The sequence below is a fragment of the Lentzea sp. NBC_00516 genome (assembly GCF_036346835.1).
GTDB classification, from domain to species: Bacteria; Actinomycetota; Actinomycetes; order Mycobacteriales; family Pseudonocardiaceae; genus Lentzea; species Lentzea sokolovensis.
This window is the reverse complement of the sequence record NZ_CP107840.1, coordinates 8,364,976-8,389,686: the sequence shown is the minus strand read 5'-3', so window position 1 is coordinate 8,389,686 and position 24,711 is coordinate 8,364,976. Positions and strand designations below refer to the sequence as shown.

The 24,711-nt window shown below is 69.0% G+C and carries 28 protein-coding genes; 13 read left to right on the top strand and 15 right to left on the bottom strand.

All coding sequences use genetic code 11. From position 1 onward, the window contains the following. Positions 1–29: 29 nt before the first annotated feature. Genes OG205_RS38825 through OG205_RS38815 form a run of 3 tightly spaced genes read left to right on the top strand, consistent with a single transcriptional unit; the run spans position 30 to position 2,398 of the window. A complete protein-coding gene (locus tag OG205_RS38825; RefSeq protein WP_330272795.1) occupies positions 30–509 on the top strand; it encodes a sigma-70 family RNA polymerase sigma factor in 480 nt (159 codons plus the stop codon). Next, entirely contained in the window at positions 502–1,536 is a 1,035-nt protein-coding gene (locus OG205_RS38820; RefSeq protein WP_330272794.1) for a tetratricopeptide repeat protein, read from the top strand. Before OG205_RS38825 ends, OG205_RS38820 begins: the two co-directional genes overlap by 8 nt. A gap of 58 nt (positions 1,537–1,594) precedes the next feature. Beyond that, positions 1,595–2,398: an SAM-dependent methyltransferase gene (locus OG205_RS38815; protein WP_330272793.1), complete on the top strand. Its 804-nt coding sequence runs from the start codon at positions 1,595–1,597 to the stop codon at positions 2,396–2,398. On the opposite strand, the gene OG205_RS38810 is transcribed toward OG205_RS38815, so the two are convergent. After that, positions 2,395–4,008, bottom strand: coding sequence for a ricin-type beta-trefoil lectin domain protein (locus OG205_RS38810; RefSeq protein WP_330272792.1), 1,614 nt, complete (start codon positions 4,006–4,008; stop codon positions 2,395–2,397). The genes OG205_RS38815 and OG205_RS38810 overlap by 4 nt on opposite strands. 162 nt (positions 4,009–4,170) lie before the next feature. Between OG205_RS38810 and OG205_RS38805 the strand changes: the two genes are divergently transcribed. The 5 genes from OG205_RS38805 (at position 4,171) to OG205_RS38785 (ending at position 10,085) form a co-directional block, all read left to right on the top strand. Beyond that, the gene (locus OG205_RS38805) at positions 4,171–4,677 is read left to right on the top strand and encodes a SigE family RNA polymerase sigma factor (protein ID WP_330272791.1); all 507 of its coding nucleotides are present in this window, start codon (positions 4,171–4,173) and stop codon (positions 4,675–4,677) included. Beyond that, positions 4,674–5,603, top strand: coding sequence for an LCP family protein (locus tag OG205_RS38800; RefSeq protein ID WP_330272790.1), 930 nt, complete (start codon positions 4,674–4,676; stop codon positions 5,601–5,603). Before OG205_RS38805 ends, OG205_RS38800 begins: the two co-directional genes overlap by 4 nt. A gap of 86 nt (positions 5,604–5,689) precedes the next feature. Next, a complete protein-coding gene (locus OG205_RS38795; RefSeq protein WP_330272789.1) occupies positions 5,690–8,449 on the top strand; it encodes a helix-turn-helix transcriptional regulator in 2,760 nt (919 codons plus the stop codon). A 143-nt stretch (positions 8,450–8,592) separates the two neighbouring features. Further along, positions 8,593–9,513 (top strand): hypothetical protein, encoded by a 921-nt coding sequence (locus OG205_RS38790; RefSeq protein ID WP_330272788.1) that lies wholly within the window; start codon positions 8,593–8,595, stop codon positions 9,511–9,513. A gap of 53 nt (positions 9,514–9,566) precedes the next feature. Then, positions 9,567–10,085 (top strand): TetR family transcriptional regulator, encoded by a 519-nt coding sequence (locus tag OG205_RS38785; RefSeq protein WP_330272787.1) that lies wholly within the window; start codon positions 9,567–9,569, stop codon positions 10,083–10,085. Position 10,086: 1 nt separating this feature from the next. Here the strand turns inward: OG205_RS38785 and OG205_RS38780 are convergent, their stop codons facing one another. Further along, the gene (locus OG205_RS38780) at positions 10,087–10,329 is read right to left on the bottom strand and encodes a hypothetical protein (protein ID WP_330272786.1); all 243 of its coding nucleotides are present in this window, start codon (positions 10,327–10,329) and stop codon (positions 10,087–10,089) included. A gap of 22 nt (positions 10,330–10,351) precedes the next feature. Here OG205_RS38780 and OG205_RS38775 point away from each other — a divergent pair, with 22 nt between their 5' ends. Continuing rightward, a complete protein-coding gene (locus OG205_RS38775) occupies positions 10,352–11,461 on the top strand; it encodes a nucleotide disphospho-sugar-binding domain-containing protein (protein ID WP_330272785.1) in 1,110 nt (369 codons plus the stop codon). A gap of 21 nt (positions 11,462–11,482) precedes the next feature. Then, on the top strand, positions 11,483–12,628 hold the full coding sequence (locus OG205_RS38770) for a glycosyltransferase (protein WP_330272784.1): 1,146 nt from the start codon (positions 11,483–11,485) through the stop codon (positions 12,626–12,628). A gap of 18 nt (positions 12,629–12,646) precedes the next feature. Here OG205_RS38770 and OG205_RS38765 read toward each other — a convergent pair whose 3' ends face one another. From OG205_RS38765 to OG205_RS38740, 6 genes are all read right to left on the bottom strand, one after another. Further along, a complete protein-coding gene (locus OG205_RS38765) occupies positions 12,647–13,030 on the bottom strand; it encodes an STAS domain-containing protein (protein ID WP_330272783.1) in 384 nt (127 codons plus the stop codon). A gap of 103 nt (positions 13,031–13,133) precedes the next feature. Beyond that, a complete protein-coding gene (locus OG205_RS38760) occupies positions 13,134–13,502 on the bottom strand; it encodes a response regulator (RefSeq protein ID WP_330272782.1) in 369 nt (122 codons plus the stop codon). Then, on the bottom strand, positions 13,499–14,524 hold the full coding sequence (locus tag OG205_RS38755) for a PAS domain-containing sensor histidine kinase (protein ID WP_330272781.1): 1,026 nt from the start codon (positions 14,522–14,524) through the stop codon (positions 13,499–13,501). Before OG205_RS38755 ends, OG205_RS38760 begins: the two co-directional genes overlap by 4 nt. A gap of 16 nt (positions 14,525–14,540) precedes the next feature. Continuing rightward, on the bottom strand, positions 14,541–14,903 hold the full coding sequence (locus OG205_RS38750) for an ATP-binding protein (RefSeq protein WP_330272780.1): 363 nt from the start codon (positions 14,901–14,903) through the stop codon (positions 14,541–14,543). A 76-nt stretch (positions 14,904–14,979) separates the two neighbouring features. Next, positions 14,980–15,600, bottom strand: coding sequence for a response regulator transcription factor (locus OG205_RS38745; RefSeq protein WP_330272779.1), 621 nt, complete (start codon positions 15,598–15,600; stop codon positions 14,980–14,982). A gap of 5 nt (positions 15,601–15,605) precedes the next feature. Continuing rightward, positions 15,606–16,601, bottom strand: coding sequence for an FAD-binding oxidoreductase (locus OG205_RS38740; protein ID WP_330272778.1), 996 nt, complete (start codon positions 16,599–16,601; stop codon positions 15,606–15,608). Between the two features lie 70 nt (positions 16,602–16,671). Between OG205_RS38740 and OG205_RS38735 the strand changes: the two genes are divergently transcribed. Next, the gene (locus OG205_RS38735) at positions 16,672–17,541 is read left to right on the top strand and encodes a LysR family transcriptional regulator (RefSeq protein WP_330272777.1); all 870 of its coding nucleotides are present in this window, start codon (positions 16,672–16,674) and stop codon (positions 17,539–17,541) included. Positions 17,542–17,750: 209 nt separating this feature from the next. Beyond that, on the top strand, positions 17,751–18,932 hold the full coding sequence (gene tuf, locus OG205_RS38730) for an elongation factor Tu (RefSeq protein ID WP_330272776.1): 1,182 nt from the start codon (positions 17,751–17,753) through the stop codon (positions 18,930–18,932). 238 nt (positions 18,933–19,170) lie between these two features. Here tuf and OG205_RS38725 read toward each other — a convergent pair whose 3' ends face one another. The 7 genes from OG205_RS38725 to OG205_RS38695 form a co-directional block, all read right to left on the bottom strand. Then, a complete protein-coding gene (locus tag OG205_RS38725; protein WP_330272775.1) occupies positions 19,171–19,503 on the bottom strand; it encodes a hypothetical protein in 333 nt (110 codons plus the stop codon). 87 nt (positions 19,504–19,590) lie between these two features. Beyond that, positions 19,591–20,541: a TIGR03557 family F420-dependent LLM class oxidoreductase gene (locus tag OG205_RS38720; RefSeq protein ID WP_330272774.1), complete on the bottom strand. Its 951-nt coding sequence runs from the start codon at positions 20,539–20,541 to the stop codon at positions 19,591–19,593. Continuing rightward, a complete protein-coding gene (locus OG205_RS38715; protein WP_330272773.1) occupies positions 20,538–22,295 on the bottom strand; it encodes a thiamine pyrophosphate-requiring protein in 1,758 nt (585 codons plus the stop codon). Before OG205_RS38715 ends, OG205_RS38720 begins: the two co-directional genes overlap by 4 nt. Next, positions 22,292–23,014, bottom strand: coding sequence for a metallophosphoesterase family protein (locus OG205_RS38710; RefSeq protein ID WP_330272772.1), 723 nt, complete (start codon positions 23,012–23,014; stop codon positions 22,292–22,294). The genes OG205_RS38715 and OG205_RS38710 overlap by 4 nt, the downstream gene beginning before the upstream one ends. Further along, on the bottom strand, positions 23,011–23,217 hold the full coding sequence (locus tag OG205_RS38705; RefSeq protein ID WP_322788954.1) for a BON domain-containing protein: 207 nt from the start codon (positions 23,215–23,217) through the stop codon (positions 23,011–23,013). Before OG205_RS38705 ends, OG205_RS38710 begins: the two co-directional genes overlap by 4 nt. Before the next feature lie 4 nt (positions 23,218–23,221). Continuing rightward, entirely contained in the window at positions 23,222–23,812 is a 591-nt protein-coding gene (locus tag OG205_RS38700) for a nucleotidyltransferase family protein (RefSeq protein WP_330272771.1), read from the bottom strand. 36 nt (positions 23,813–23,848) lie between these two features. Next, positions 23,849–24,349, bottom strand: a complete 501-nt coding sequence (locus OG205_RS38695; protein WP_330272770.1) for a GNAT family N-acetyltransferase — start codon at positions 24,347–24,349, stop codon at positions 23,849–23,851. Between the two features lie 85 nt (positions 24,350–24,434). Between OG205_RS38695 and OG205_RS38690 the strand changes: the two genes are divergently transcribed. Continuing rightward, on the top strand, positions 24,435–24,659 hold the full coding sequence (locus OG205_RS38690; protein WP_319966184.1) for a zinc-ribbon domain-containing protein: 225 nt from the start codon (positions 24,435–24,437) through the stop codon (positions 24,657–24,659). The last annotated feature ends 52 nt before the right edge of the window (positions 24,660–24,711 follow it).

Genomic DNA, 24,711 nt, shown 5'->3' with positions numbered 1-24,711 from the left:
GACGTGAGCGGACGCTGAAGGGAAGGCCGTTGAGCACACCGGAGCCGGATCAGGGCTTCGCCGAGTTCTTCCGCGGGTGCCTGCCCGTGGTCACGAGGACGCTGACGGCTTTGAGCGGCGACACTCGCGTCGTCGAGGACATCGCGCAGGACGCGTTGGTGATCGCTCGGCACCGATGGAGCGACATCCACGCGTACGACAAGCCTGAGGCGTGGGTGCTCAAGGTCGCGATACGGCTCTTGCGGCGGTGGCAGCAGCGCTACGGACACGAAACGCTGCTGGCCGAGGTGCCCGAGGTCGTTCAGCCCGTGCACGACGTGGAGGCGCTGCACTCGGCGTTGCGCGAGCTGTCTCCCAGGCACCGCGAAACCGTGGCGTTGCATCACCTGCTCGGGTACTCGGTCAGCGAGATCGCCACGGTGCTGATGGTCGGCGAGTCCACCGTGCGCACGCACCTCACTCGCGGCCGGGCCGAGCTGCGACGGATTCTCGGAGGCAGTGATGAGTGAGCTGCTGAGCCAGTTCGAGCTCGACGAGGCCGTCGAGCGGTTGTACCGCCTGGGCGAGGACGCGGAACGGGCCGGGCGCCTGCGCGAGGCGGCCGTGCACTTCCGGGTCGCCGCCGACCAACGCCTCGGTGACGCGGCCGTGCGGCTGGCGCACGTCCTGTTCGCGCTCGGCGAGACGGCCGAGGCCTCGCAGTGGTGTCTGGCCGCAGTGGCGGACGGATTTCCCGAGGCAGCGGAGTTGATCAGGGAGAAATCCGGGGAACGGCAACGGTTTCTGGAGCACGCGGCCCGGATCATGGTCGGCGCGCCCACGTTCGACTGGCTGCCGTCCGGGATGCCGTCGGTTCTTGTTTCACCAGAGGTGATCGCGGCGCGCACACAGGCGTTGCGGGCGTTGGACCGGCGTTACGGCGGGATCGCCTGCCACACCTCGGTTCTGGAGCACCTCACCGCCGTCGAACCCATGATCGTCGTCGGCGACGCTCCGACGTGGACCGCCGTCGCCGAGGTCTACGAGCTGGCGGGCTGGACGGCGTTCGACAGCGGACAGCCCGGGGTCGCCCTGCCGCACTTCGCCAAGGCGCTGACGTTGGCGCGCCAGGCGGAGAACGAATCGCTGATCGCCTCCGTGCTGACACGGGCCGGTCGAATGTTCCTGCACCACAACGCACCCGACGACGCGCTGAAGGCGTTCCAGCTCGGTGTCGTGGCGGCGCACAACGCGTGGGCCGACCGGTGTGCGTTGGACGATCCTGAGGAGGCGATCGCCTCACTCACCACAAAGGTTGGCACATATGGCGAAGGCCGCGCTCGCACGCTCGCGTTGACGGCGCTGGCCCGTAATCATCTCGCGCTCGGCGACATAGCGATGGCGACCGAGTTCGCCGGAGAAGCCGTGGCGTCCGCCCAGAACCTGCGTTCGGCACGCGCCGACGACCAGCTGCGCCGGCTGGGGCAGGAAGCCCGCTCAGCCGGCGCATCTGTGCTGGCAGAGCAGGTTTCGGCCCGCTGCGCGCGTTCTGGATGACGCTTTCACCCGAGCCGGGCCGCCACACGTGTACGCGCATTCGAGTAAGTTCTTCGGCATGGCCGAGCCTTTCTCCTGGGTGCCCGCGGGAATCAACACGGACGTGCCCAGCGCGGCACGGGTCTACGACTTCCTGCTGGGAGGTGGCCACAACTTCGCGTCGGACCGCGCGGTCGGCGACAAGGTGCTGCAGATCCTGCGCGACGGCCGTGCCATCGCCTCGTCGAACCGCTCGTTCATGCGCCGTGCCGTCCTGCTGATGATGGAGCAGGGCATCACGCAGTTCCTCGACCTCGGCTCAGGCATCCCCACGGTCGGCAACGTCCACGAGATCGTGCAGCGGGAAAATCCGGACGCACGAGTCGTGTACGTGGACTACGACGAGGTGGCGGTCTCGCACAGCCAGCTCATCCTGGAGGGCAACGACAACGCGGGCGTCGTGCAGGCGGACATGTGCCGTCCTGACGACGTGCTCGCCGACCCGGCCGTGAAGGGCCTGATCGACTTCTCCCAGCCCGTCGGCCTGCTCATGGTCGCCGTGCTGCACTTCGTCTCGGACGAGAAGGGCCCGGCCGAGGTCGTCGCCCGCTACCGCGATGCCATGCCGTCCGGCAGCCTGATCTCCCTCTCGCACCTCACGGCGGACTTCAAGCCGCAGGAGATGGGCGCCGTCGTCGAGGCCATGAAGCACAGCCGCGACCCGATGTACTTCCGTTCGCACGACCAGTTCGAGCCGATGTTCGCCGGCATGGAGATCCTCCAGCCGGGCGTCGTCTCGGCGCCTCAGTGGCACCCGGAACTCGGCCCGGCCGGAGAAGGTGGCCCTGCGGACGTCTACGTCGGCATCGGCCGCAAGCCCTAGCGGAACTTCCAGGCCTGAGCCGCGGAACCGTTGCAGCTCCAGATGTTCAGGCGCGCGCCGGGAGTGGTGGACGCGTTGGGGTTGTCCAGGCACAGCCCAGACTGCGGGTTCTGCACGGACCCGTCCGACCGCACGCGCCACTGCTGCGCGCCCGTTCCGTTGCACTGCCACAGCTGGACGGCCGTGCCGTTGGTCGTGCCGCTGTTGCTGATGTCGAGGCACTTGCCGGAGATGGCGATCGTGCCGTCCGCGACGACGCGCCACTTCTGCGCGTAGGAGTTGTTGCAGCCCCAGATCTGCACGGGGTTGCCGTTCTCGGTGCCACCGGCGTTGTTGTCCAGGCAGAGCGTCGACGAAGCCGACAGCTCGACGGAACCCGTGCCGGACGGGTGGCGTTCGGCCGGAAGTGACGGCGTGTTCAGGTGGTAGAAGTCGACGGCCAGGTAGTTCGGGGTCTTGCGTGCCGCGGGTTCGCAGAAGCGCTGGGCCCGGTTGACGAGCTTCGAGTTGTCGGTGGAGACCGTGCCCTGCATCGGGACGTCGCGGAAGTGGTTCATCACGAACAGTGGGCGGAAGTTCGCTTCCGTCGCGGTCAGCGGCTTGTCGCCCCAGCGTGAGTAGCAGGACCAGTCGGAAGTGCCGGTTCCTGAGCCCATCGACCAGTAGTTCTCGACGGTCCAGTCCTTCTGGTAGAGCACGCCGGAGTTCTCGCGGCCGTCGCGGCCGTGGTCGGTGAAGATGAGCAAACGCTTGCCGGTGGCCCTCATCTGCGACAACGTCGGCCAGCCGTTTTCGCGCACGCCCTCGGCTCGGTACAGGACGTCGCCCAGGCCCTGAACGCGGGCGAGTTCGGAGCGCAGGACGTCGGCCGAGACGTAGTCCTCCAGGAAGACCGTGACGATCTCGGTGGGGCGGGACTTCAGGAAGTCGACGATGCGCTGGACGTCGACGTTCAAAGCCACCGGCTTGCTGACGGCCGTGCAGCTGTTGTGGCAGAGGATGGCGCCGTCGGGGGTCTGGTGGATGTCGAGCATGAAGCCGCGGACGCCGTCGTTGAGCTGCTGAACGATGCCACGGGACTGGTTCGGGGCGATGTTGGCGAACATGAAGCCGCCGTCGACGCCGTTCGCGTAGGCGTTGTGCGCGGTCAGGAACGTCATCTCGTCCAGGCGCGGGTCGGCCGGGGGCTGGACGCGGACCGGGGTGACCGGGGTCAGGAACCACGTGTCGTTGCCGGTGCCGACGCGGATCTGGTCGGTGCCGGACGCGATCAGGTAGCGGTCGGCGCCGGGGTCCTTGAAGCGGTATCTGTCCTGGTCGTCGAGGAGCCCGGTCCACTGGGCCTCCGCGCTCGAACAGCTGACCATCTGGGCGGCGTCGCCGTTGCGGCCGAGGCACTGGCCGCCCTCGGACAGCGTGCTGCCGTTCCAGGAGAACTGCTGGCGGTCCTCGTTGCCCTTGGGGCGGTGCTGGAGGACGGACGAGCCGGAGACGGCGGCGTTCTGGCCGGTCACGGCACTTTGCAGGTAGTAGTTGCCGTTGGGGGCCGCGACCGCGTCGACAGGGACGAGGAGCAGCGACAACAGCGCGAGTGCAGGGATGATGCGCATGAGGTGAAGGCTCGTCCATGGACGTGAACATGAAAAGGATTCACACCGAAATCCGTCCAAACCGAGACATCTGTGGGCCGGACCACACAAGTCGATGCAGCGGATCGAGCGGCGAGAGGGGTTTCCCGATCCGCAAGCGACCACTGAGGAGAAGGGGGCGGCGTGGGGTTCGACCAGTTCGTCGCTGATCGACTGGATCGGCTGTTGGCCTATGCCACCGCGATCACCTGCGACAAACACCTGGCGCAGGACATCGTGCAGAACGTGCTCATGCGCGCGCAGGGCAAGTGGGAACGCATCGGGGCGATGGACGTGCCCTATCTCTACGTGAAGCGCATGGTGACCAACGACTACCTGTCGTGGTGGCGTCGCAGGGCTGCCCGCGAGATCGCCGTGGAACGCGCCGAGCTCGCCAAGCACGTGCCGTCGATGGCCGATCCGGCCGACGCGCACGCTGAACGCGAGGCCATGCGCGCACGGATCGCCGTCCTGCCTCGCAAGCAACGCGCCGCGTTGGTGCTGCGGTTCTACGAGGACTGCAGTGACGCGGAGATCGCACAGGTGCTCGGGTGCACGGAATCGACCGTGCGCAGCCAACTCTCTCGTGCGCTGCAGACGTTGCGCACTCACGAACTCGCCCGGTCCGCCACCCTGGGGGTGCACTCATGAACGACCTGATCCGCCAGGCCATCGCCGCTGAGGCCGAGGAGCGCGTGGACTCCCGGACCGTGCTGGCCAACCTGCACAAGGCCAAGAAGCGCAAGCCGCTCGGGCTGATCGTCGGTGTCGCGACGCTGACCGTCGCCGCGGCAGCGGCAGCCGTCGTCATCCCGACGACGATCAAGAAGACCGAGACCGCTCCGCTGGCGGTCTCCGGACCGCAGGACGCACAAAACGTGCTGCTCATCGGCGCCGACGACGTCGGCCTCACCGACGCGCTCATGCTCGCGCGGTTCCGGGCGGACGGGTCGGCCGTCATGGTCGTGTCGCTGCCACGGGACATCCTGGTGGACGGCGAGACGATCAACAGACTGTTCGCCCAGGACCCGAAGAAGCTGACCGCGGCCGTCGAGAAGACCACCGGGGCGAAGGTCGACCACTACGCCGCCGTGAAGATGTCCGCGTTCGGCCAGATCTCGCAGCTCATCGGCGGTGTCGAGGTGTGTCTGAAGGCGGCGACGACCGACCCGGTCACCCACGTCAGCTTCCCGGCAGGCAAGCAGACGCTCATGGGCGATCAGGCGCTCGCCTTCCTGCGCCAGCGCCACGGTCTGCCCAACGGCGACCTGGACCGGGCCAAGCGGCAGCAATTGTTCCTCGTCGGACTGGCGTCGCAGATCACCAAGGACAAGGCGACCGCACTGGCGCGCGGGGTCAGCGGGTCGATCACCGTCGACGAAGGCTGGGACGTGCTGGAATTCGCGCAGCGGTTCACCGGCCCGATGGCGATCGGCGTGACGACGCTGCCGGTGGGCGCGTCCGTGCCGCGCGAGACCGGGTACGGCTACGAGGTCGACTCCGCCAAGTCCAAGGAGTTCGTGGACAAGGCCCTCGACGGAGGCGACACCTCCGGCGAAGGCGGCTGCGTCAACTGACGATCACTCCAATGGAGCATCAAGTCGCCCTTCTGCGCAGTCGATGATCAGCACGTAGCCCGCGAGACGGCCGCTACGATCAATTCGTGCGTGAACCACTTGAACGTGACTCAGAGATCGCGCACATTCGTGAAGCTCTGGACGCAGCCACCCGTGGTGAGGGTCGCGTCGTCGTCATCGAGGGCCGTGCGGGCATCGGCAAGACCAGGCTCGTGCACGAGTGCCGCGAACTGGCCAAGGAGCGCGGATTCGGGCGGCTGCAGGCTGTCGGTGACGCTCTGGAGAACGCCATGGCGTGGGGCGTCGTCCGGCAGATGGTCGAGCGGTCGGTGTCGCGGTACTCCGGCGAACTGCGCGAGAAGATCCTCGCCGGGCCGTCCGGGGCGGCGCTGAAGGCCCTGGACGACGCCGCGCTCGACCCGAGCCAGGCCGAACTGGCCCGCACGCTGCACTCGTTGTGGTGGGTCGCGGTGGACCTCTCGTCCACCCGCCCGCTGCTGATCACGGTGGACGACGCGCACTGGGCGGACCACTCGTCGCTGCAGTTCCTCGTCTACCTGTCCCGCCGGATCGCGGACCTGCCGATCGCGCTGGTCGTCGCGACCAGGCCGCCGATGGACAACTTCGGGCCGCTCGCGCAGCTGAGCGTGTCCGCCGACCGGTTGCTGCCGCGTCCACTCACCACGGACGCGCTCAGCGCCCTGGTCGGCGGGCACCCCGCGGTGATCACCGCACTGCACGCGGCCAGCGGCGGGAACCCGTTCCTGTCCGGCGTCCTCGTCGACGAACTCGCGGCGCTCGGGCTGCCGCTGGACGACGCCGCGACGGCGGAGAAGGTCGGCACGCTCGGCCCGAGCACCGTCTTCCGCGCCACGCTGGGAAGGCTGCCCGCCGAAGCGGTGGCGCTCGCGGGCGCCGTCGCCGTGCTCGGCACGCACGCCGATCCGTGGCAGGCGGCGGAACTGGCGGAGGTCGGCGATCTCCCGGCCGCGGTCGAGGCGTTGACGGCGGCGAACGTGCTGATCACCGGCGACCATCTGGAGTTCGTGCATCCCGTGGTGCGTGAGGCGGTGCTGACCGGTCTCGGGCCGATCGCGCGCGCCTCGTTGCACGCGCGCGCCGCGAAGTCGTTGCAGGAGTCGCACGCCTCAGCCGATCGAGTGGCCGCGCATCTCGTCCACGCTCCCAAAGGGACACTGCCGAACGCCGCCGAGGTGCTGAGAAAGGCCGCGGCGACGTTGCTCTCGGCAGGAGACCCGCGCACCGCCGCGGGGCATCTGGCACGGGCGGTGGACGAGAAGCCCGGCGACGCGGGACTGCGCGCGGAACTCGGGCGCGCGTTGCTGCGGGTGGGCGACGCCGTGAACGCTCACCGGCATCTGAAGGCCGCTGCCCAAGGCCTGCCGGACGCGGAACTGGTGGCCGCGGCGGCCTCGGCGACGGCCGCGCTGGAAGGCCCTGCGGCGGCGATCGCGGAACTGACCGAGGCCATCGAGGCCCGCCCGGACGGCGAGTCGCGGCTGCACCTCGAAGCACGGCTGGCGGTGTTCCGCTCGTTCCTGCCCGATCAACGCCAGGTCGCGTCCGCGCACCTCAGCGGCTACGCGGGCCTCGCGGGCGGCACCCCGGACGAACGCACGTTGCTCGGCCTCCTCGCGCAGATGGGCCGCTACGAGGTGTGGCCGCACGACGAGGTAGCCACGACCGCGACGCGCGCGCTCGCGAACGGCGCCTACCTGGACGACGCGACGGGCAGCACGGACGCCATGGTCGCGTGGCTGGTGGCGTTGCTCGCGCTGATGGCCGCGGACGGCGTCGACACCGCACGGCACGAGATCGAACGGGCCAGGCTGAAGGTGCGGGCGCACGGCTCGCCGATCGAGTTCGCGATGGTGGCGAACGCGTCGCTGTTCCTGAACTGGCGCTGCGGCAACATGCAGGTCGTCGAGGCCGAGGCCGAGGGCGCGCTGGCCGCCGTCGCGCACGAGGACCCGGTGTCCGAGGTGATCAGCCTGCGCGCGACCTCGACGCACTTCGCGGTCTACGCGGCACTCGAACGGGGCGACGTCGCGGCTGCCAGCGCGTTCATCACGGCGTTCGACGGCAAGCACGCCGACGCCCGGCTGACCATGCCGATGATCTGGCTGCACGAGGTCCGCGCGTTGATCGCACTGGCCGAAGGCGACGCACGGCGCGCGATGTCCCAGGCCTACCGCCAGCGCGACGCGATGCACCAGGTGCACGTCGATCCGCCCACGATCCCGTGGCGCGCGGTGGCCACCCGCGCCGCATTGCTCCTCAACCAGCAAGAACTCGCGCTGGAACTGGCCACCGAACAGCTCGACGTGGCCCGCAAGTGGGGCGCGGCCACCGAGGTCGGCGCGGCCCTGCGACTGCTCTCGAACGCCGACGCGGACGCACGGCTGAAGCTGCTGACCGAGTCCGTGACCGTGCTGGAGACGTCGCCTTCCCGCCTGGAACTCGCCCGATCGCTGGTGGACCTGGGCGAGGCGCTGCGGGTCGCCCGACGCCGGACGGACGCGCGCGAGCCGTTGCACCGCGCCATCGAACTGGCCGGAAACTGCGGCTCGGCAGCGCTCCAGACCCGTGCGGTCGAGGCGTTGGAGGCACTCGGCGACCGGCCACGCCGCCAGATCACCCTGGGCGCGGAGGCGTTGACGGCGTCCGAACGGCGCGTGGCCGACCTGGCGGCGGCGGGCCGGGCGAACAGGGAGATCGCGCAGGAGCTGTTCGTGACGCCCAAGACCGTCGAGAACCACCTCGGCCGGATCTACACGAAGCTCGGAATCGCAGGTCGCAGGGATCTGGCCCGCGTCCTCGCCTAAGACAGAGCGACGTGGGGGTGTCCCTGATACACCCATCTTTTCCGCAGGAGGGTTGAGGGATCTCCCCTCATGCCTTTGGGGGTTCGCCTCGGCGAATCTTGTGTCACCGCAGGGGAACACAGGAACTCAAAGGGGAAAACGAAATGATCCGCAACGCTCTGATCGCCGCCGCCGCTCTCACCGCCGTCGTCGCTCCCGCCACCGCCGTGGCGGACCCGATCATCGGCACGCCCCCGCCGTGCGTCGGTGCCTCCGACCTGGCCGGCAGCGAGTTCAACGTCAAGAAGTGCGGCGTCAGCGATGTGGATCAGCACCGGGCCGGCCTCGAGAACAACGGTGGCGCCTACTGCGGTCCCGCGTCGCTCTACAACGTCCTGCACTACTGGGGCCACGAGAAGGACGCCCCCGTCGGCTGGCTGACCACCAAGGTCGGCAACCTCAACCCGAAGGACCCCGCCGACTTCGGCGTCATCACGAACTCGATCGGGCGCATCGGCGTCGACGCGAAGTACAACGGCGGCACCAACCTCACGAACCTGCGCAAGGCGTGGGACATCGCCACCAAGCCCGCCCGTGACGCCGGCTGGACCACCTCCACCGGCGCCGTGAGCACCCACGAGAACCCGGACTTCGCCGGTGAGCTCGCGAAGAAGCTCAACGAGGGCCCGCTGCAGCTCGTGTACGGCCGCTACAAGGCCGGCCCCACCAGCGGTTCGCTGCAGCGCAGTGGTGGCCACATCATCACGGTGGTGTCCGCGACCGGCTCGTTCGGCGGCAACACGATCCAGCTGAAGCTGGCCGACCCGGGCCGCGCCGGTGACAGCGGCCAGGGCAACTACCTCTACACCCAGTCCGCGTACGAGTCGCTCGACGTCACCCTGACCAAGCGGTCCATCAAGGAGTACGTGCCGGTCAAGGACGACGAGAACACCCGCGAGGACGAGTCGCTGGAGCCGGGCACCTACCGCACCGTGACGCGCTGGGAGCTCACCGGCCAGCGCTACGTCAGCGACACCACCCGTCAGATGGTCGAGGCCTTCAACTGGTTCGACATGGCCAAGTAGTTCCTCTTTCCAGGGCCGCATCCCTTCAGGGGGTGCGGCCCTAGTCTGTTTTCATGCCCAGCCGCGATCGGGAACGCACCCGCCGCCGGTTGCTGGACGCCGCGTTCGTCGAGTTCGCCGCCTACGGGATCGCCGGGGCGCGGATGGAACGCATCGCCCGCATCGCGCGGTGTTCCGCGGGTCTCGCCTACACCTACTACGGCGGCAAGGACGAGCTGTTCGACGCCGTGCAGTCCGAGGTGGTGAGCGCGGTCGCCGTGGAGTTCGACGCCCGTGACCTGCCCGGATACGCCGCCCGGCTGTACGACCTGCAGCACCGGCACCCGGAGTTCGCCCGGCTCGCGACCTGGCAGCGGCTGGAACGGCGCGGCTGCGTCAGCCGGGTCGCCGAGGTCGAGGCGATCCGGGCGGCTCAGGAGTCGGGGGTGGTGTCGTCGCGGTTCTCCGCCGAGCAGGTGTTGCAGCTGGTGCTGGCGATCGCGTCGATGTGGTCGAACGCCGCGGGAGGCTGCGATCACGGGGAACGGCGGCGGACCGTCGAGGACGCCGTGCGCCGGCTGGTGGAGCCGTAGGTCAGCTGTCGTCGGTGACGCAGAGGACGGTGACCTCGGCGAGGAGGCCGTCCAGGCTCAGCGGTCCGGCCCACTCCTGCCAGAAGCCCATGCTTCTGGGGAGAGGACGTGGGATCCGCAGTTCGGCGAGTCCCTCGCGGACCACCTCGTTGTTGAGGAGAGCGCGCAGGAGGTCGTACTCGTCGAGCTGTCCGCGGCGAGGTACCAGGCCGTCGTGGCTGATCACGTTCCAGGGCCGCGGCATGAACGAAGGTTAACCTGGGGATATGCGTGTTCTCGTGGTCGCCGCTCCCCTGCTGGGTCACGTCTTCCCGTTGATGCCGCTGGCCCTGGCACTGCGCGAGGCGGGGCACGAGGTCGTGGTCGCCACGGGCGGCGAGGCGCTGCGGGTGCGCGACTCCGGGCTGCGCGTCGAGGACGTCGTCCCGGCGAACGTCCGCTTCGGACCGATCGCGCTGCGCATCATGCTGGCGCATCCGATGGTGGCCAAGAGGGAGATGCGCGGCAGCGGCCGGCTCGACTTCGTGTCACGGCTGTTCGGCGTGGTCGGGAACGCGATGACGGCGCCGTTGCAGGCCTTTGCCCGGAGTTGGAAGCCGGACGTCGTGGTGCACGAACCGCTGGCGGCCGCCGGGTCCGCGCTGGGCGTGCCCTCGATCGTGCACGACGTGTCGTTGTTCGACGGGCTGGAGCTGACGGCCGCGGTCGGTGCGCGAATGAAGGCCGGGGTGCGTTCTCCCGCAACGGTTCTGCGCACGGCGCCGCCGTCGCTCGCGGAGTTTCCCGGCGGCGAACGGATGCGGTTCGTCCCGTACAGCGGTGGCGGCGAGGTGCCTCGGTGGCTCGTCGAACCGTCCGGCAAGCCGCGCATCCTCGTCAGCCGGAGCACCGCGCCCGGTCCTGGCGCCGGTCGGATGATGGCGGCCGTGGTCAAGGCGGCTGAACAGGTGGACGCCGAGTTCGTGCTGGTGCGACCGGAACGCACCGAGGGTCTGCCCGGCAACGTCCGGACGGTCGGGTGGGTGCCGATTCCGCGCGTGCTGCCGTTCTGCGACGGGATCGTGCACCACGGCGGCGCGGGGACGTTGCTCGGCGCGCTCGCGGCGGGAGTGCCGCAGCTCGTCGAGCCAGGGCCGGGCGACCGGACCGTGCACGCGACCGCGATCACCGGGCGCGGGGCCGGGCTGCGGGCGGAGCCGCGGGAGATCACGCCGGAGCTGCTCACCCGGCTCATCGAGGACTCGAAGCTGCAGCGGGCCGCGGGTGAGGTGCGCGCCGAGATCGCGGCGATGCCGTCGCCCGCCCAGGTAGCTCGGCGGTGGGAAAGTCTCTGGCATCGGGGTCACGATTCGCGGGATAGACTCCCGGAGCAATAGAACAGCACCTAATCTGGCCGGGTGCGCATTCTCTTCTCGAGCCTAGGCTCACACGGACACGTTTACCCGATACTTCCGCTCGCGATCGCCGCGCGAGCGCAAGGACATGACGTTCTCTACGCCGTCGACTCCGGATTCCACGCGACTGTGGAAAAGCTGGGGTTCACGGTGGTCGACGCGGGCATCAGCATCTGGGAGGCGTTCCGCCAGGCCAACGAGCTGCACGGCACGGGCGCGTTCCGGCGCGACATGTTGCGCCAGACGGCCGTCGACGCGTTCGGGTCCTTGCTGCCCAGGGCCTTCGTGAACGATCTGGAGCCGGTGCTCGAACGGGACAAGCCCGACCTGGTCGTCTTCGAGCTGATCAACCCCGGCGCGGGTCTCGCCGCCATGCGCGCCGGGATTCCGACGGTGTGCCACGGATTCGGCAAGATGGACGAATCCCTCGTTCCGGAGGCAATGAGCAGCCTCCTTCTGGAGTACGTCGCCGAACTCGGTATCACGTTGCCCGATGGGCAGCATTACGGACTCGGATCGACCTATCTGGACGTCTTCCCGCCGTCTTTGCAGAACCTGGACTTTCTTGCGGACGTGGATCGAATTCCGATGCGTCCGGTTCCGTTCGCCGAACCAGGCGAATTGCCCGATTGGGTGCTGGCCCACGAAAGGCCGCTCGTCTACCTGACGTTCGGCACCGCGTTCTCGAACCCGGACGTGCTGCGGACCGCGATCGCCGGGCTCTCGGGCGTGGACGCCGAGGTGCTGGTCGCGACCGGGCCGCAGGTCGATCCGTCCGTGCTGACCGACATGCCGGGCAACGTGCACGTGCTGCCGTGGGTGCCTCAGGCGGATCTGCTCGCGCACGCAGATCTCGTCACGCACCACGGCGGCGCCGGCACCACGGTCGCCGCGATGACGCACGGCCTGCCGCAGCTGGTGCTGCCGCAGGGCGCCGACCAGTTCCGCAACGCCGAGATCGTCACGAACACGCGCCTGGGCGCCCAGCTCGTCGGCGAGGACTTCACGGCGGACGCGGTGCAGGAGACCGTGCGGAAGCTGTTGAAGGACAACGAGGTGCAGGCCGCGAACACCGCCATCGCCGCGGAGATCGCCGCCCTGCCGCACCCCGACGACATCGTGCCGAAGCTGGCCGAACTGGCCGGCTGACGACGTGCGGACCGGTGCCTACTCGCTGGGCACCGGTTTCAGCGCCGACAACGCGTCCTCGATGGAGTCGTGCAGCGCGAGGACGTCCCCCACTCCCGTGACCTGCAACGGTCGTCTCACCGCCCGCTGCGGCGCGACGACGTGCAGCTTCTTGCCGAGCTCGTCGGCGAGCTCGTGGGCCGTGATCAACGTCGAGATGCCGGTCGAGCCGAAGAAGCTGACCTGCGTCAGGTCGGCGATCAGCGCGGGCCCCGCGGTCACGAAGGCGCGACGCACCGCGTCCAGCACCTCGTCGGCCGTGTCGACGTCGATCTCGCCTTCCACGGCGATGACCACGATCCCGGCGACAGTCGCGACACGGACCGTGAGCAGCGGCGATTCCTTGAACTCTTCTTCGTTCACCAGCACTCCCCGGTGGCCGAAGGCGTACGAGACTCGGACTCCGAGCACGCTGCTGAACCCGGCTGTCGCCCCGACGTTACGGCCGTTGCTTCCCCATCACAACCTATCGTCCCCCCAACCTCCGAACGGCGGCGACCAGTTCGGTGTTGCGCACACCCTTGGCCAGGTAGTCCGTGACACCCGCCCGGAGCATCTCGTCGACGGCGCCAGGATCGGTGTAGGCGGAGAACGCCAGAATCCGAGTTCCGGGCGCACGCTGCAGGATCTCGGTCGCCGCGTGCGAGCCACCGCCGAACGGCATCCGCACGTCGAGCACGACCACCGCCGGCGCGTGCCGTTCGGCCAGTTCGACGGCCTCGCGGGCATCGGCGGCGACCGCCACGACCTCCAGGTCCGGCTCGTCGTCGAGCACGTCCCGCAGGACGTCCCTGATCAGGGGATCGTCGTCGGCTATCAACACGCGAACGATCACGGCCGCACGTCCGGGAGCCAGAACTCGACGACGGTGCCTCCGCCCTCGCGCGCCGTCACGGTGCACCAGCCTCCGACGGCCACCGCCCGTTCGCGCATCTCGATCAGGCCGAAGTGACTGGTGTTCTGGTCGAGGTCGGGGATCCCGACGCCGTCGTCCATCACCCGGACCAGGAATCCCCGGTCCACAGTGGACAGGTCGAGGACGGCGAGCGACGCGCGCGCGTGCTTGCGGACGTTGGTCAGCGCCTCCTGGCAGATGCGGAAGATCGTGATGGCCGCGTCGTCACCAGGCTCGCGTTCGAGCCCGTACCGGATCTCCCCGACCATGGAGGTGTCGGCGAGGTAGGCGGCCAGCGAGTCGCGCAGACCCTGGCGCTCGATACCGGGAGGGCGCACGCGGAACACCAGGTTGCGCAACCTGCTGATGGTGGCGCGGACCGCCCCGTCGAGCTGCCCGACCATCTCGCGGTGCTCCTCCGGCAGCTTGCGGGCGAGCAGTTGCAGCCGCATGTCGACGGCGACCATGGCCTGGATGGTGTCGTCGTGGACGTCCCACGCGATGCGCTGCCGTTCCTGCTCCTGCGCCTCCACCAGGTGGGTGAGCAACCGGCGCCGGTCGGTGAGCTGCTGCTCGGCGCGCCGCCGTTCGGTCATGTCGCGGGTGACCTTGCCGAACCCGCGCAGCTCACCGGCGTCGTCGTGGAGCGCCGTGATGATCACGTTCGCCCAGAAGCGCGTGCCGTCCTTGCGCACCCGCCAGCCCTCGTCCTCGATCGCGCCGTCGGCCTTCGCGACCCGCAGCTCCCACTCGGGCTTGCCCGAGCTGACGTCCTCCGGTGGGTAGAACGCCGAGAAGTGCTGTCCGATGATCTCCTCGGCGGTGTAGCCCTTGATGCGCTCGGCGCCGGCGTTCCAGCTCACGATGTACCCGCCAGGGTCGAGCATGAAGATGGCGTAGTCGCGCACCCCCTGCACGAGCAGCCGAAAGAGATCGCTGTCGCGCCACGCGTCGGGTTGCACGGCCTCATCATGGTGGCTACGCCGTCAGCTCACACCAGACGACCTTCTGACCTGCCCGTTCGGTGACACCCCAGCTCTCGCCGAGCGTCGCGACGAGTTGCAGGCCCCAGCCGCCGGCACGCGGTCCGTGGTCCGTGGCGTCGTCCGCGACCTCGACCAGCACCTGGTACTCGCCGACGAAGAGGCGCACGACGGGGCGGCCGCTGCCGTGGCGGACGGCGTTGGTGGCGAGTTCGTTGACGACGAGCACGACGTCCTCGTGGTTGCCGCGATAGCCGCAGACGAGCGCGGTGCGGCGGGCGAATTCCCTGGCCAGTGCCACGCCGCCGCGCCGGTCGTTCTCCGGGAGGGAGAAGACGGCTTCGGTGAGCGGACTCATGACCACTCCATCACGGTCCACCAACCGCGTTGATCCGGGCAGACGCAGACGGATCAGGCCGTCTGGTGCAGGTGCATCAGTCGAGCAGGCCCTCACGACGGGCGATCGACACGGCCTCGAGCTGCGAGCGCGCGCCGAGCTTGTCGAGGACGCGCTGCACGTGGTTGCGCGCGGTGTTGCGGGCGACGCCGAGCCTGGTCGAGATCTGGTCGGTGCCCGCGCCGTCCGCGAGCAGCAACAACGTCTCCTGCTCGCGCGCGGTGAGCGAGGCACCGGCGGCCTTGACCCGGCCGGTCAGCCGGTCGAGCACGCCCGCGAGCAGCCGCGAGTCGAACACGACCTCGCCCGCCGCCACCTTGCGCACGGCCTCGACCAGGTCGTCCAGCCGTGCCGACTTGAGGATCAGCCCCGCGCCACCGGCCTCGGCGACGCGCGCGGCGACCGATGCCGTCGCCTCGCCGGTCAGCACCAGCACCTTGGCGCCGGCCCTGACGAACTCCGGGATCAGCGCGGTGCCGTCGCCGTCGGGCAGTCTGCGGTCGAGGAGGACCACGTCGGGCCTCCCGCGGACTATTTCCGCGAGAGCGGTGGCGACACTGGACGCACGGGCGATCACGGTGAACCCGGCCCGTTCCAGAGCCTGCCCGATCGCCTCGGCCACCATGTCGTGGTCCTCCACGAGAACCACACTGGTCATACAGGTCAGCCTACGGCGTAACGGAAATTCCGCGACCGTCCGACCACGAACGGTCGCACCTGGTCGAACACCTCTTCGTGCTGCTTCTCGACGCCCAACCGCGGCGAGATGAGCTTGATGAGGTGAGTGGCTTCGGTGTTGAGCGCTCCGCCGAGCGGCAGCACACCGAGGAAGATCTCGGCGCTGGAGTGCGCGGCGGCCTCCCTGGCGTTGTGCAGCGCTTCCAGTGGCAAGTCGCTCAGCAGGACGTTGTCGCCCTGGTAGGTGTGCGGCGGCAGTGGTTTGCCGGCGGCCTGTGCGAACGGCTTCGCGCCGAACTCCTCTTTCACCGTGGGCGCGACACGGAGATGGTTGATGTCGAACGGTTTCGTGCTCGCGAAGGTGATGCGCACGACGTCGCCGAGGGTGGTGAGCGTCGGGGTGACGTGATCCGGCAGGTCCCAGTTGTGGAATGCCTCGAACACCTTGGGCGCGTGCTGGGCCTCGAAGAACAACTCGCCCGCGTGGACCTGGTCGATCGGCAGGAGTTCGAACTCCAGCGCGGTGACGACGTCGCCCACCTTGTCGGTCTTGCGGACGCGCTCGCTCGCGAAGCCGAACTCCCTGGCCAGCACGCTGAATCCGCCGCCGAGGGTGTAGCCGACGACACCGACGTCGCTCGCGTCGCCGCTGAGCGGGGCGAGGCCGTGCGGGGCGGCCTGCTCGATCACCTGCTGCCACACCGTGCCCGCTTCGGCCCTCGCGGTGCTGGTCTCGACGTCGATCTCGACGTTGTTCATGCGCCTGGTGGAGATCAGGACGCCGGTCGTGGCCGTGGTCAGGCCGTGGCCGGTGGTCTGGATCGCGTACTCGTGGCCGTGAGTCTCGGCGTGACCGACGGCTTCTTCGACGTCCTGTGCGTTCTCGACGGCGAAGATCACCTGTGGTTCGTGGCGGAGTCCGGTCTGGAAACCGCTGCGTTCCTCGTCGTAGCCGGTGTCTCCCGGGTAGAAAATCTCCATGTCCCCAGGGTTACTGGCCTGCCCTTATAAGTCCAAGATCTAGTTATGCTGGTCTCTATAATCATTGGTTATGGAGCTTCGGCAGCTGGAGTACTTCGTCGCGGTCGTGGAGTCGGGCTCGTTCACGCGGGCGGCGGAACGGGTGCACGTCGCGCAGCCCGGCGTCAGCGCGCAGATCCGGCGGCTGGAGCGGGAGCTCGGGCACGACCTGCTGGACCGGTCGGGGCGCACCGTGACGCTGACCGACGTCGGCGCGGCGGTCCTGCCGTTGGCACGGGCTGCGCTGGGCTCGGTGGAGGCGGCGCGGCGGACCGTGGAGGAGATGGCCGGGCTGGTGCGTGGCGCCGTGCGCGTCGGGATGGTCGTGTCCTGCGGGATCATGGACCTGCCCGAGCTGCTGTCGGCGTTCCACTCGTCGTTCCCCGCCGTCGAGATCACGCTGTCGGAAGCCAACTCCGACGCGTTGATCTCGTCCCTTGTGGACGGTCGGCTGGACTTCGCCCTCGTCGGGTACGCGGGGCCGGAGCCGGAGAGGTTGTCGGTCAGGGTGCTGGCCGACGAACCGCTCGTGGCCGCGGTCGCCGCGTCGGATCCCTGGTACGGCAGGGAGTCCGTACCGCTGGACGAGCTGCTGGAGCGCGGGTTGATCAGCCTGCCGCCGGGAACGGGGTTGCGCGGCGCGCTGGACGCCGCCTGCGGATCGCGCCGGCCGCGGATCGCGTTCGAGGCCTCCGCACCGCCGATGGTGATCACGCTGGCGCAGCGCGGGCTCGGTCCGGCGATCCTGGCGTCGTCGATGGTGGGTGATCTGCACGCCGTGCGGATCACCGATCCCGTGCCGCACAGCCGGCTCGCCTTCGCGTGGCGCGCGGAGGGCCCGCACAGCCCGGCCGCGCGGGCGTTGATCGGGCTCGCGAAAAACCAGGTGACAACGAATTAGCCCGCCTGTCACCATCGACGCATGTTCCTGACGGCTGAGCACAACACGTACGCAGGTGTTCCTGCGGACGCGCTCGCCGTTGTCCTGGCACAGCTGGCCGGCGCCCGACTCTGACCCTTCTCCAGTCCATCCTTCAGGACCACTGGAGGAGGGTTGTAGCGGTCCATCGGTTCTGAACCTCCAGCTGCACATCCCGAGGACACAGGGCAATGAAGCAAGAGTTCGTGCGCGCCAAGCCGCACCTCAACATCGGCACCATGGGGCACGTCGATCACGGCAAGACCACGCTGACCGCGGCCATCACCAAGGTTCTGTCCGAAAAGGACCCTTCGGGCACGACCTTCACGGCGTTCGACCGGATCGACCGGGCGCCGGAGGAGCTGGCCCGCGGCATCACGATCAACATCGCGCACGTCGAGTACGAGACGCCGACGCGTCACTACGCGCACGTCGACATGCCCGGCCACGCCGACTACGTGAAGAACATGATCACGGGGGCGGCGCAGCTGGACGGCGCGATCCTCGTGGTGTCCGCGGAGGACGGCACGATGCCGCAGACGCGTGAACACGTGGTGCTCGCGCACCGCGTGGGCGTGCCGTACGTGGTGGTGGCGTTGAACAAGGCCGACGCGGTGAGCGACCCGGAGCTGCTCGACCTGGTGGAGCTGGAGATCCGCGACCTGCTCTCCCAGTACGGCTTCGACGGTGACGCCACACCGGTCGTGCGGGTGTCCGGCCTGCGCGCGCTGCAGGGTGACCCGCGGTGGGTGCAGTCGGTGGAGTCGTTGCTCGACGCCGTGGACTCGCACGTGCCGGTGCCGGAGCGGGACATCTCCGGTCCGTTCCTGATGCCGATCGAGAACGTCCTGACCATCACCGGCCGCGGCACCGTCGTGACCGGCGCGGTGGAACGCGGCGTGCTCGGCCTCGGCGACCAGGTCGAGGTGCTCGGTCTCGGCGACGCCGTGTCGTCCGTGGCCACCGGCATCGAGACGTTCGGCAAGCCCATGCAGCAGGCCCAGGCGGGAGACAACGCCGCGATCCTGCTGCGCGGGGTGAAGCGCGGCGACGTCCGGCGCGGCCAGGTCCTGGCCCTGCCGGGCAGCGTCGCGCCGCACACCCGGTTCCGCGCGACCGTGTACCTGCTCTCGCACGCCGAGGGCGGCAGGCACACGGGCATCGCGTCGAACTACCGCCCGCAGTTCCACTTCCGCACCGGCGACGTCGTCGGCGTGGTGGAGCTCGACAGGACGCTGGCTCTGCCAGGGGACACCGTCGAGGTCACGGTGGAGCTGGGCAAGGCGGTGGCGATGGACACCGGGCTGGGCTTCGCGATTCGCGAGGGCGGCAAGACCGTGGGTGCCGGCACGGTCGGCGAGATCCTCGCCTGAAGCGCGGTGATCACCAACCTCCGCCGGTTGCTTTGAGCGGCCAGGCGGGCGCATCGCGGCGCCGCCCCCGCACCCTCATATTGGACATATGGGGGTGCGGGGGCGGTGTCGTGAGGTGCCCTACTGGGTGCCCAAAGCAGCCGGTGGAGATTGTGGTCACCGTGCTGGCGGCGACGGCCCGAGAAGGTGGTCGCGCTGCCTTGAGAGCGCGGCGGGACATCCTTGTCCCGCCGCGCTTTCACGCGTTGAGCAACGCACGGATGTGGGCGTGTTCGGGAACGGGGACTGAGCGGGCCAGGTAGAGCTCGTCGAGCGGACGGACGAGTGCACGCAACTCACGAGCAGGTTTGCCCGGTAGAGCGCGCAGGACCGTCCCCAGCGCCGTACGGCGAACGACAGGATCGTCCCACTCACAACCAGGGCACGGGCAGTCATCGGGCTCGTAGCCGGTGATGGCGCGGACGGGGCCGTGCACGAACCGTGCCCAGCCGTCGAGTGCCTCGGCGGTCTCGCCTGGTCTCAGGTGCGTGCGCTCGATCAGCGCGATCGCGCGCAAGGCAGCCGGAGACAATCGGGGGATCTGACTGGTCCGCTGCTCGCGGACAGGGCGCCTACGCGGCATGGCCCTTTCTGGTGGTCATGCCGCGATCCTATCCGGTCACACGTCGAGCAGAGGTACGACTTCCTTGGCCCAGAACTCGAAGAACTCCTGCTGCTTCGGTCCGATCTGCTGCACGTAGACCTCGTCGAACCCGGCCTCGGCGAACTCCCTGACCTTCTCCGCGTACTTCTCGGGGTCCGGGCCGCACGGGATCGCCTTCGAGATCATCTCGGGCGTGACCAACTCCGACGCCTGCTCGAAGTGCTTCGGCGTCGGCAGCACCTGGGCCAGCTCACCGGGCAGGCCGTCGTTGGGCCACAACCGATGCGCGGTGGCGACCGCGTCCTCCTCGGACTCGGCGTAGCAGACCTTCAGTCCGCTCTGCGCCGGTCCGCGCCCGCCCTCGGCGCGGTACTGCTTCACCAGATCGCCGGCCGGGCCGACACTCACGTAGCCGTCGCCGCAGCGTGCCGCGAGCCGGACCGCCTTGGGGCCGAACGCGGAGACGTAGATCGGCACCGGCCGTTCGGGCACGGTGTAGAGACGGGCGTTCTCCACGGTGTAGTGCTTGCCGTGGTGGGTGACCTCGTCGCCCTGGTGCAGCGTGCGGATGAGGCCGATCGCCTCCTCCAGCATTTCGAGCCGCACGTCGGCGGACGGCCAGCGGTCGCCCAGCACGTGTTCGTTCAGCGCCTCACCGCTGCCGACGCCGAGCACGAAACGGCCCTCCGTCTGCACGGCCGCGGTGGCGGCGGCCTGCGCGATGACGGCCGGGTGGATGCGGACGATCGGGCAGGTCACGGCCGTGGTGATCGGCAACGTGACGGCCTCGGACAGCGCGCCGATCGTGCCCCACACGAACGGGGACTGGCCCTGTTCGTCGTTCCACGGGTGGAAGTGGTCGGAGATCCACAGCGCCTCGAAGCCGTGCTCCTGCGCCATTCGAGCGTTGCGGACCAGGTCGCGCGGTCCGTGTTCTTCTGAGGAAAGGAAATAGCCCGTGATCACGGCAGCAACTCCTGGATCTTGGTCTTGAGGCCGCGCGTCATCAGGTCCCACGCGTCGGGGTCGCCGCGCAGCACGGCCTCGGTCATGTCCTTGATCTGTTCGAACGTCGCGTGCGGCGGGATCGGCGGCACGTTCGGGTCGCAGCGCACGTCGAGCACGGTCGAGCCGTCGAACGCGAGCGCCGTCTCCCACGCCGTGCTGAGCTGCGCCGGATCGTTGACCTCGATGCCCTGCAGGCCGATCGACCGCGCGAAGGCGGCGTACGAGATGTCCGGAAGTGTCTGCGACTCCTCGAACTTCGGCGCACCGCCCATCGCGCGCAGCTCCCACGTGACCTGGTTGAGGTCGTTGTTGTGGAACACGCAGACGACGCAACGGACGCCGTATCGCCGCAGCGTCAGCAACTCCGCCATGCCGTTCATCTGCATCGCGCCGTCGCCGACCAACGCGATCAACGGCCGGTCCGGCTGTGCGAAGGAAGCGCCCAGCGCGTACGGGACCGCGCAGCCCATCGTGGCCAGCGTGCCGGACAACGAGGACCGCACGTTGCCACGGATCTTGAGCAGCCGCGCGTACCAGTTGGTCGCCGAACCCGAGTCCGCGGTGACGATCGCGTTGTGCGGCAGGCGTTTCGAGAGTTCGGAGACGATCCGCATCGGGTTGACGGGATCGGCGGGCACCTGCGCCTGCCGTTCCACGACCTCCCACCAGCGCTCGACGTTCGCCTCGATCGTCTCCCGCCACCTGCGGTCTTCCTTGCGCTCCAGCAACGGGATCAGCGCGCGCAACGTCGCTCCCGCATCACCGACGAGGTTGACCTCGGTCGGGTAGCGCATGCCGATCGCGCGGCCGTCGAGGTCGATCTGCACGCCTCGGGCGGACCCGAACTTCGGCAGGAACTGGGAGTACGGGAAGTTCGACCCGATGATCAGCAACCGGTCGCAGTCGCGCATCATCTCGTACGACGGCCGGGTGCCGAGCAGCCCGATCGACCCGGTCACGTACGGCAGGTCATCGGGCAGCACGTCCTTGCCCAGCAACGCCTTCGCGACACCGGCGCCCAGCACCTCGGCGGTCGCGCGCACCTCGTCGGACGCTCCGCGCGCGCCCTGGCCGATCAGGATCGCGACCTTCTCGCCGCTGTTCAGCACCTCGGCGGCGCGTCGCACCTCGTCATCGGCGGGCACGACGGTCGACGACGGACGGGACGGCGGGCTCGACGGGATGTACTTGAACTCGTGCTTGGGCGCGGCGTACTCCTGCTCCTGCACGTCGTTCGGGATGATCAGCACGGCGGGCGCGCGATCGGCGGCGGCCGTGCGCATCGCCCGGTCCAGCGCGTTGGGCAGCTGCTCGGGCACCGTCACGTCGACCAGGTACGAGGCGACGTCGCGGAACAACGAGTGCAGGTCGACCTCCTGCTGGTAGCTGCCGCCCTGCGCGGTGCGGGCGGTCTGGCCGACGATCGCGACGACCGGCACGTGGTCGAGTTTCGCGTCGTACAGGCCGTTGAGCAGGTGGATCGCGCCGGGTCCGGAGGTCGCGAGGCAGACACCCACGTCACCGCTGAACTTCGCGAAGCCGACGGCGGCGAACGCGGCCATCTCCTCGTGACGGGTCTGGATGAACTTCGGGTCGTTGTCCGCCTTGCCGAACGCGGCCACGATCCCGTTGATGCCGTCGCCGGGATACGCGAACACCTGCTTGACACCCCAGTCCCGCAGGCGTTGCACGATGAAGTCGCCGACGGTCATGAAGAGGTTCCTTCCAGCACGTACACCGTGTAGGCGGAGCGGATGATCGGCTGCGCGACGTTGCGGACCCGCACTCCGCCCGGCGTCAGGCCCTGCTCGGTGCCGAAGTGCGCGTGGCCGTGCACGGCGAGATCCGTGCCGGTGGCGTCGATGGCCTCGCCGAGCAGGTACGAGCCGAGGAACGGGTAGATCTCCGGTGGTTCGCCGCGCAGCGTGTCCGGCACCGGCGCGTAGTGCGTCAACGCGACCTTGATGTCGGTGTCCAGTTCGGACAGTGCGCCTTCCAGGTTCTCCGCGATCTCGCAGGTGTGCTGGATGAACGCCTTCATCTCGCGCTCGCCGAACGCGCTGCCGCACTTGCCGGCGAACCCGCCGCCGAACCCCTTCACGCCCGCGATGCCGATCGAGCAGCCGTTCGCCCGATGGGTGAACGTCGTGCCCTCCAGCACGTGGATGCCCTTGTCCTGCAAAGTCTTGGTTACTTCGAGCGGCTTGTCGTCGTGATGGTCGTGGTTGCCCAGGACCGCGACGACGGGCACCGGCAGGTCCGCGAACTCGTCCGCGACGACGGAGGCCTCGACGACCGTTCCGTGCCGGGTCAGGTCACCGGCCAGCAGCAGGATGTCGGCGTGCTCGCCGACCTTCTCCAGGGCTGGTCGGAGATGCCCGCGCATGTCCTCGCCGAGATGGATGTCCCCGACCGCAGCGACTCGGATCATCGCAGGTCCTCCTCACCCTCCGGTTCGCCCGCAGGTGTCACGCGCACGTCGTTGAAGATCGTCAGTTCGGGGGCGGCCTCGTGCAGGACCTCCTCCAGCGCGGCGCGGCGGTCCGCGCACGCCACGTCGCCCGAGAGCATCACGTGATCACCGCGCACGGTGACGCGCACGCCGAGCTCGGCGGTGCGTGGGTCCTCGGCCACCGCCCTACGCAGATTTGCTGCCAGGTACTGCTCGGAACTCATGGCCCCTCCCGATGATGTCCAGGCGTTCGATGAGCACCAGGAACGCTTCCGCGTAAGGAGAGTCCTTGGTCTCCTCGCGCACCTGCTCCCAGTCGATCTGTTCTCGCAGCGCGCGGGCGAACGGCAGCAGCTCGCTGAAGTCGCAGCGGTGCCCGTCCAGCACGAGCAGCTTGCTGCTCAGCACGAACGTCGCCGGCATGACCGGCAGCATCACCGACCCGACCGGCATCTCCTCGGCCATCGCGAGGATCTCGTCGGTGACGAGGCGTTCGTTCGGCCGGAAGAGCAGGTCCACCAACGAATCCCCGTCGTAGACCTTGAGCAGCCAGTCCTCCGGCGGCTCAGCGGCGCGGAGCCCGCGCTTCACCAGCACGCGCACGGCCTCGGTGGCGTCCTCCGGGCGCACCAGAAGATCCACGTCGTGCTCGCTCGCCGGCCCGCCCCGCGCATAGCCCGCGCAACCACCCGTCAGCGCGAAGGGGATCTCCGCGCCACGTAAAGCGTTGGCGACCTTGACCAACGTCCGCAGCAGCTCGTCCTGCAGTCCGCTCATGCACTTCGGGCTACCCGCCGAACCGCGACGTGAACCTCAGTCCGTGGCGAGCCGCGCGTGGGTCTCGGTGTCGTAGCGGACTCCGTCGTAGAGCAACCGGGCCCGCTCGACGCCTTCCACCGCGTAGCCGGCGCCCTTCGCGACCCGGCAGGAAGCGGGATTGTCCAGGCGGTGTGCGATCTCCAGGCGGAACAGGCCGAGCTCGGAGAAGGCGAACTCGCTGACCGCGCGGCAGGCCCTGGTCGCCAGCCCCTTGCCCCGCGCCTCCTCCCGCATCCAGTAGGAGACCCACCCGGTCAGGTGACGGCGCTCGACGCTCGACACGGCGACGTTGCCCACCGGCACGCCCTCGTGCAGCACGGCGAACGCGTACGCGGTGTCGTCGGTACGGTGGGACGCGAGCAGCGCGATCCACTCCTCGGCGGCGGCGAGTGAGTCGATCTGGGAGGTGAACTGGCGGTCCATCATCTCCTCGCCGGCAGCGGCCAGGATGATCGGCGCGTCGTCGGGGGTCCAGGGCCGCAGCAGGGTGTCCACCTGTCCACCTTCTGAATTCCGCGGGTCCACTGCAACTCAGGGGGGACCTCAGACGTCAGAAGGACATCCGGGACGAGGAGAGCAGATGGTCATTTTCGGCTGGCGCACGACGATCGAGCAGCTGCGCATGCTGACGCTGGTGTGCGGGCACTGCCACCACCAGTCGGCGCACAACCTGTTCCGCCGCTACACGAAGCCGACGATCTTCTTCATCCCGCTGTTCACCATCAGCAGCAGGTACGGGTTGCAGTGCACGTTCTGCGGTGTCTCCTACGACATCAGCAAGATGCACGCCCATCAGCTGGTCTGACAGGCGGCACAGCCGGGCGCGTGCTCATCGGTGGTGACGCGCCCGCACTCCG

What these genes read in the sequence shown, in the direction of transcription:
- OG205_RS38820 (WP_330272794.1), top strand. Translation starts at nt 502, where the DNA reads ATGAGTGAGCTGCTGAGCCAGTTCGAGCTCGACGAGGCCGTCGAGCGG.
- OG205_RS38815 (WP_330272793.1), top strand. Translation starts at nt 1,595, where the DNA reads ATGGCCGAGCCTTTCTCCTGGGTGCCCGCGGGAATCAACACGGACGTG.
- OG205_RS38810 (WP_330272792.1), bottom strand. Translation starts at nt 4,008, where the DNA reads ATGCGCATCATCCCTGCACTCGCGCTGTTGTCGCTGCTCCTCGTCCCT.
- OG205_RS38800 (WP_330272790.1), top strand. Translation starts at nt 4,674, where the DNA reads ATGAACGACCTGATCCGCCAGGCCATCGCCGCTGAGGCCGAGGAGCGC.
- OG205_RS38790 (WP_330272788.1), top strand. Translation starts at nt 8,593, where the DNA reads ATGATCCGCAACGCTCTGATCGCCGCCGCCGCTCTCACCGCCGTCGTC.
- OG205_RS38785 (WP_330272787.1), top strand. Translation starts at nt 9,567, where the DNA reads ATGCCCAGCCGCGATCGGGAACGCACCCGCCGCCGGTTGCTGGACGCC.
- OG205_RS38780 (WP_330272786.1), bottom strand. Translation starts at nt 10,329, where the DNA reads ATGCCGCGGCCCTGGAACGTGATCAGCCACGACGGCCTGGTACCTCGC.
- OG205_RS38775 (WP_330272785.1), top strand. Translation starts at nt 10,352, where the DNA reads ATGCGTGTTCTCGTGGTCGCCGCTCCCCTGCTGGGTCACGTCTTCCCG.
- OG205_RS38750 (WP_330272780.1), bottom strand. Translation starts at nt 14,903, where the DNA reads ATGAGTCCGCTCACCGAAGCCGTCTTCTCCCTCCCGGAGAACGACCGG.
- OG205_RS38745 (WP_330272779.1), bottom strand. Translation starts at nt 15,600, where the DNA reads ATGACCAGTGTGGTTCTCGTGGAGGACCACGACATGGTGGCCGAGGCG.
- OG205_RS38740 (WP_330272778.1), bottom strand. Translation starts at nt 16,601, where the DNA reads ATGGAGATTTTCTACCCGGGAGACACCGGCTACGACGAGGAACGCAGC.
- OG205_RS38735 (WP_330272777.1), top strand. Translation starts at nt 16,672, where the DNA reads ATGGAGCTTCGGCAGCTGGAGTACTTCGTCGCGGTCGTGGAGTCGGGC.
- tuf (WP_330272776.1), top strand. Translation starts at nt 17,751, where the DNA reads ATGAAGCAAGAGTTCGTGCGCGCCAAGCCGCACCTCAACATCGGCACC.
- OG205_RS38715 (WP_330272773.1), bottom strand. Translation starts at nt 22,295, where the DNA reads ATGACCGTCGGCGACTTCATCGTGCAACGCCTGCGGGACTGGGGTGTC.
- OG205_RS38710 (WP_330272772.1), bottom strand. Translation starts at nt 23,014, where the DNA reads ATGATCCGAGTCGCTGCGGTCGGGGACATCCATCTCGGCGAGGACATG.
- OG205_RS38700 (WP_330272771.1), bottom strand. Translation starts at nt 23,812, where the DNA reads ATGAGCGGACTGCAGGACGAGCTGCTGCGGACGTTGGTCAAGGTCGCC.
- OG205_RS38690 (WP_319966184.1), top strand. Translation starts at nt 24,435, where the DNA reads ATGGTCATTTTCGGCTGGCGCACGACGATCGAGCAGCTGCGCATGCTG.